This window comes from Longimicrobium sp. (assembly GCF_036280135.1).
In the GTDB taxonomy this organism is placed as follows: domain Bacteria; phylum Gemmatimonadota; class Gemmatimonadetes; order Longimicrobiales; family Longimicrobiaceae; genus Longimicrobium.
In genome coordinates this window covers 1-6,111 of record NZ_DASURI010000343.1, presented here as the reverse complement: position 1 = coordinate 6,111, position 6,111 = coordinate 1, and the positions used below count along the sequence as shown (strand labels likewise).

At 70.6% G+C, this 6,111-nt stretch carries 6 protein-coding genes; 3 read left to right on the top strand and 3 right to left on the bottom strand.

Features of this window, described 5'->3' with window-relative positions; translation table 11 throughout:
- Window positions 1-1,201 (top strand): MFS transporter (locus VFZ20_RS10805; protein ID WP_329683883.1); only part of this gene is annotated, 1,201 nt, incomplete at its 5' end.
- 3 nt (window positions 1,202-1,204) lie between these two features.
- On the opposite strand, the gene VFZ20_RS10800 is transcribed toward VFZ20_RS10805, so the two are convergent.
- The 3 genes from VFZ20_RS10800 to VFZ20_RS10790 form a co-directional block, all read right to left on the bottom strand.
- Complete coding sequence (locus VFZ20_RS10800; RefSeq protein ID WP_329683882.1) at window positions 1,205-1,636, bottom strand: type II toxin-antitoxin system VapC family toxin; 432 nt, start codon at window positions 1,634-1,636, stop codon at window positions 1,205-1,207.
- Window positions 1,602-1,814 (bottom strand): type II toxin-antitoxin system prevent-host-death family antitoxin, encoded by a 213-nt coding sequence (locus VFZ20_RS10795; RefSeq protein ID WP_329683881.1) that lies wholly within the window; start codon window positions 1,812-1,814, stop codon window positions 1,602-1,604. Before VFZ20_RS10795 ends, VFZ20_RS10800 begins: the two co-directional genes overlap by 35 nt.
- Before the next feature lie 479 nt (window positions 1,815-2,293).
- On the bottom strand, window positions 2,294-5,071 hold the full coding sequence (locus VFZ20_RS10790; protein ID WP_329683880.1) for a M14 metallopeptidase family protein: 2,778 nt from the start codon (window positions 5,069-5,071) through the stop codon (window positions 2,294-2,296).
- 415 nt (window positions 5,072-5,486) lie between these two features.
- Here VFZ20_RS10790 and VFZ20_RS10785 point away from each other — a divergent pair, with 415 nt between their 5' ends.
- Complete coding sequence (locus VFZ20_RS10785; protein WP_329683879.1) at window positions 5,487-5,675, top strand: hypothetical protein; 189 nt, start codon at window positions 5,487-5,489, stop codon at window positions 5,673-5,675.
- A 141-nt stretch (window positions 5,676-5,816) separates the two neighbouring features.
- Entirely contained in the window at window positions 5,817-6,089 is a 273-nt protein-coding gene (locus VFZ20_RS10780; RefSeq protein ID WP_329683878.1) for a hypothetical protein, read from the top strand.
- Window positions 6,090-6,111 lie beyond the last annotated feature (22 nt).

Below are 6,111 nucleotides of genomic sequence, written 5' to 3'. Positions count from 1 at the left end.
GGCGGCGCAGTGGGCGCTGGACGGCGGCACCCTCTCGCTGATCGCCTCCGTCGGGTTCGTGGGGATGGCCATCGGCGCCAGCCTGGGCGGCAGCGTGGCCGACCGCCTGGGGCGCCGCTTCGTCTTTGCCGCCACACTCTTCATCTACGGACTGGCGACGGGGGCCGCGGCGCTGTCGTGGTCCGTGGCGTCGCTGCTGGTGTTCCGCTTTCTGATCGGCTTCGGGCTGGGCGCGGAGCTGCCCGTGGCGTCCACGCTCGTGAGCGAGTTCGCGCCGGCGCGCATCCGGGGACGCGTGGTGGTGCTGCTGGAGGCGTTCTGGGCGGTGGGATGGATCCTGGCCGCGCTCATCGGCACGTACGTGGTGCCGCGGTCGGAGAACGGCTGGCGGTGGGCGTTCGCGCTGGGCGCGCTGCCGGCGCTGTACTCGGCCGTCGTGCGGCGCGCGCTGCCGGAATCCGTGCGGTTCCTGGAGCAAAAGGGCCGCGTGGACGAGGCGGAGTCCATCGTCCGCCGCTTCGAGGCCAACGCGGGCGTGCCCTCGCCGGATGCGCCGGCACCCGTCGTGTCCGCCGCCGCGCCGGCCGCGCGCGTGGGGCTGGGCGAGCTGTGGCGTGGTGCGCTGGCGCGGCGCACGCTGGCGCTGTGGCTGGTGTGGTTCGGGATCAACTTCGCGTACTACGGCGCCTTCATCTGGATCCCCACGCTGCTCACGCAGCGCGGGTTCACCCTCGTGAAGTCGTTCGAGTACACGCTCATCATCACGCTGGCGCAGCTGCCGGGCTACGCCGTGAGCGCGTACCTTATCGAGAAGTGGGGGCGGCGGCCCACGCTGGCCGCGTTCCTGGCGGGCTCGGCCGGCGCGGCGCTGTGGTTTGGCGCGGCGGATTCGCGCGAAGCCATCCTGGCCGCCGGGTGCCTGCTCTCGTTCTTCAACCTGGGCGCGTGGGGTGCCGTCTACGCCGCCACGCCGGAGGTGTACCCCACCAACGTCCGCGCCACCGGCGCCGGCTGGGCGGCGGGCTTCGGGCGCATCGCCAGCATCATCGCGCCGCTCAGCGTGCCGCCGCTGATGGCGATGGGCGGCGCGGGCGCCGTGTTCGGCGTGTTCGCGGCGTTCTTCGCCCTCGCCATCGTGGGCGCGCTGCTGCTCCCCGAGTACCGCGGCCGCCACCTGGCCGAGGAGCCCGCGGCGACGTGACGGTCACCAGAGGCGCTGGACTCCGTACCGGTCCAGCTCCGCATCCGCGCTGAGGATCGGCACGTCCTCCGTGAGCGCCTGCGCGACGAGCATTCGGTCGAACGGGTCGCGGTGATGCAGGGGCAGCGTCGCCACGCTCAGCGCGTGCCGCATCGCGATCGGCAGGAGCCGCAGGTCGTTCGCGGCGATCTGCCGTGGCAGAAAGGTGTGGATCGGCGCCGGGAGGGGAAGCCGCCCGAGGCCCACCTTGATCGCGATCTCCCAGATGCTCGCCACGCTCAGGAGCAGGTCATCCGCCTCCCCTTCGATCACGTTCCCGGCGGCGGTGCTCAGGCGCGCGTCGTCCGTGATGAACCACAGGAAGGCGTGGGTGTCGAGGATTGCTCGCATCTTCCTCCTTTCACATGTAGTCGCGAAAGTCGTCCAGCGGATCATCGAAGTCGTCGGGCACGGTGAACAGCCCGCGTGCGCTGCCGGCCTTGCGCCGCCGAACGGGAACCAGGCGGGCCAGGGGCTCGCCCTTCTTCATCAGCAGTACCTCGGTGCCATGCTCCGCCGCCTCTACGAGGTCAGACAACAGCACGCTCTCGACGGCCAGTTCCTGCGTTGCCATGCATGCCTCCCGGATAGAGTGCGGATCTCACCGGTCCACGATGCTTACGCTTCCTCCCGTGGGTCCGCGACGTCGGGCGTAGGTGACGCGCGTCGTGGGCCGCGGGACGGGATCGCCATCCTCCCGGAACGCCTGCACGTGGAGCCCGACGGCTCCGCGGATCAGCTGAACGACTTCCGCCTCGGAATCTGCCACGGCAACACACTCTGGTCAGGGAGGTACGCGCTGAACCCGGTGGGACCTTGCTCGATGCTGACGGCGTATCGAAGGATCGTCATCGCTTTGCCTCCACGATCCCCGAGACGCGTTCCGGCCGCGTCGCATCCGCTGCTGCCACCCGTTTCATCACCATCGTGCCATCCTCCCGCGTTGGGGTTCACGGGAAAGATAATGGAATTAGCTGAAAAAGTGTACGGAGAAAACACGCCACCCGGCGGACGATTGTCCGCCGGGTGGCGTGTTTGGAAAGGAACCCGCGATCAGTGCTCGCGGACGGACTCGTACAGGCCGTTGAACAGCAGCCGGAACGTGCCGTGCGGCTGCGCGCGGAACGCGATCTCGGGGCCGAACAGGTACAGCATGCCGCGGCCCACGGGGGCGCTCACGACCGCCGCGCCGTTCTGCAGGTACTGCTGGCCCCACGCCCAGCCGCTGCGCAGCGGGGCGGGGGAGTCGTACCACGCCACGCGCTTGATGCCGGCCGCCTCGGCGCCCGGGCCCAGGCGGAACACCGGCGAGTCGTCGAACATCACGTCCGCCTGCTCGCCCATGCCCCACGCCACCGGCGCGTCGTTGTCCACCGACACGCGCAGCAGGCTGCCGGGGATGTAGTACTTCTCCCGCGGCAGGTGGCGCGCCTGGCCGTTCTCGCCCGCCTCCACCAGGTGGTCCTCGATGGGCAGCCCCAGGTGGCGCGCCAGCACCGTGGACCCGCCGATGGTGAGCACCGTGCCGCCGTTCTCCATGAACGCGCGCAGCTGCGGCACCGTGCGCTCCACGGAGATGAGCCCCGTCTGCGAACGCAGCTCCGCCGGGATGGCGTCGGGGTTGGGCATGAACCCGCCGGCGCCGGCGCGCGGATCGCGCTCCGGGATGGCGCCGTCCACGAAGACCAGCACGTCGTACTTGGCGTTCAGGTTGCCCGCGTCCAGCTCCTGCGGGAACACCACCTGGTACGGGAACCCGAACTGCTCCAGGATCCAGCGCGTCCAGCCGCTGGGCATGAGGCCGCCGTAGCGGTCCGCCAGCCCGATGCGCAGGGGACGCAGGGGCGTGGCCTGGCGCGGGGCGCCGCGGGCCGGCGAGACGGTCACGCCCAGGGAATCCGCCAGGGCGATCAGCCGCTCGGCCGTCACGCCGCCGGACGCGGGGATGAAGAAGTCACCCGCGTTGTCGCCGCCCGTTACCCGCTGCACCTGCGCGCCCTGCGCCAGCAGCCGGTTAACCACCGTGAACGCGTCGTTCTGTCGGGGGGAGAGGGTCCACCCGGCGCCGCGGGCGCGGACCTGGGCGGCGTGCTGCGGGCGCGGCGCCGGCAGGTTCCACGCGTCCACCGTCTCCACGGGCGCGTCGAAGCCCTCCAGGACGCGGTCGAACTCCACGCCCATCTGGTACGCCAGCGTCCACCCGGCGTTGTCGTACGGCGGGATGGGCGGGCCGCCCTCGTACAGGAAGTCATTGGGGTGGTCCTGCGGCTCGAACATGTCCAGCACGTGCGGGCGGAACGGCTGGTCAGCCCGGACGACGTACGAGCCCGCCGGGTACGTCTTGCCGCCCACCGTGAACGACCGCGTGGCGCGGCCCACCGAGATGCCCGTCTCCAGCAGCGCGTTGACGAACTTGGTGGCCGTGGCGAAGTCCGCCTGCGTGGACGGGATGACGTAGCCGCGTGCGTCGCGCCACTCCGGCCGCCGCAGCAGGGCCAGGTACCGGGCCGACTGCTCGGGGTTGGCCGCGCCGCCGAACTGCCCGCCCGGCGACATCAGGGCGTTCTGCTCGCTGCGCTGGCCCTGCCGCTCGGCGCTGATCACGGCGCGGACGCTGTCCACGTGGCGCGGCGAGGTGGTCCAGTTGTCGCGGCGGCCCCGCTCGATGGAGTTGCGGCCCATCCGCCAGAAGTTCATCAGCAGCGTCTGGCGGTAGCGCTGCGCGTAGTCCAGCACGGCGTAGTTGGCCGTGACGGAGTAGTCAATGGATTGCCGGAAGTGCCAGGTCTGCGGCGGCACGGGCGCCGGCAGGTCGCCGCTGGGCACCTGGCGGTTGGGCACGAACGGGATGTCGAACGGCGTTGGGTTGCCGATGGTCTCCGTCAGCAGGCCCACCATGTTGTGAAAGTACGCCGTGGTGCGCAGGCCGCCGTTCCACCACGTGGAGTAGTTGCTGCCCTTGCGCACGGTGACGCCCGGCTTGTTCTCGGCCAGAAAGCGCGTCATCATGGCGCTGCCCACCATGTCGATGCCGCTCACGATGAGCGGGTCGTACACGTAGTTGAACGGGTCACGGAAGGGCGGCGCGAACATCACCGTCCCCGTGGGCCCCGTCTGGTGGTGGTTGTAGACGATCTGCGGATACCACTCCCGGTACATCACCCGGTTCATGTTCTCCGTCTCGGGCTGCGTCGAGGCGTAGAAGTCCCGGTTGTTGTCGTGGCCGATGTACTTCTGGTACAGCCGCGGCAGGTACGCCATGGAGCGCGCCTGCGGGTTGGGCGCGCGCATGTACCAGTTGCTGACGAGCTCCATGCCGTCGGGGTTGGCGTGGACAAAGAGGATGACCACGTCGTCCAGGATGCGCATCGTCTCCGGGTCGTCGCGGCTCACCAGCTGCCACAGCGTCTCCATGAGCTGCTGCGCGCCCAGCACCTCCGTGGCGTGCAGGCCGCCGTCGATCCACACCACGGCCTTGCCCTCGGCGGCCAGGCGCGCGGCCGTGGCGCTGTCCACCTGCCCCATGGCCAGCGTGCGGCTGGTCTCGCGCCAACGGTCCAGGGTACGGTGGTTCGCGGGGCTGGTGACGATGGCCATCACCTGCTGGCGCCCCTCGGCCGTGCGGCCGATGTCCACCAGCTTCATGCGGTCGCTCTCGCCGTCCAGCTTTTGCCAGTACGCCAGGAGCTGCTGGTAGTTGGGCAGCACGTAGTCCGCGCCGATGGCGTGGCCGAACTGCTGCTCGGGCGTGGTCAGGCGCTGCTGGGCGGCGGCCGGCGCGGCGTGCGCCAGCAGTCCCAGGGCGAGCGCCAGGGCGGGGGCCCGGCGCATCCTCGAAAACGGGGTCAACGGATGAGCTCCTTCCGTCGGTGGGGTGGGCGGCCGCGGGCGAGGGTTTCCCGGTGGCTGCCGGTCCGGCTGTATACGGGATTCCGGTAGAATCGAACGGCCGTTCGAGCCTGTCAAGTTTTTAGCGGGCCCGTCCCCGCCGTCCGTCTCCGCCTGCGCGGCCCGGGGAGGGACGATGATGGACGCGGATGCGGCGGATCCCGGCGCGGCGCATGATCCGGTCGGTGTCGATCAGGGAGATTCCGTGCGGCGGATGACCGCTTTCGCGCGGCGCCGTAACGGGCGGGACGAGGCCCCTTGTCCGGGACGGAATTCGGCTCATATTGGTGGGTACGCTGCTTCGCGCCGCGGATGCAGATCCCCCCTCGTCAGCCCCCCAACCGCCGGAGCGCAGCTCATGCCTGGCATTCTCGGCCTCGTCGCAGTCGCCATCGGCCTCGCCTTCATCCTGGCGGACCAGCAGATCAGCCGCGCCGTGTGGCGCAGGGCCGAGGACCCGGAATCGGGCGCCGCCAGCGCGCGCATGCTGGGGCTCATCCTGTTCATCGCCGGCGGGCTCACGTTCCTCACCTGGATGCCGGCGTAAAGGCGATCGGCTGATCTGGATCGCTCGTCCCCTTCCTCGCCCGCTGCGTCCATCCGACCGGCGGGCGTTCGTGCGCCGGTACGATGCTTGCCGCCGGGGTTCCGCCCCTGAGCACGCACTTCACGCCATGGAGGGACGGTCATGAGCGGCAAGAAGATGGAAGGCAACGAGGAGCAGAAGCGGCAGGCGGCCCGCGACGCGCGCGAGGAAGGAAAGAGCGCCAGCGAGGTGGGCGCGTCCACCGGCGGCAGCCAGCAGCGCGTGGAGGCCAGTGGGACCATGTCGCACCAGGAGCGGCTGGACCTCAAGCGCGAGGGCAAGCCCGACCAGCTGGAGCAGGACAAGGTCCCCGAGGCGCGCCCCGGCAGCCGCGACGCCGACACGCTGGACCACGAGAAGTATCCGCGCCTGTAGCCGCGGGCGTCGGACGGAAAAC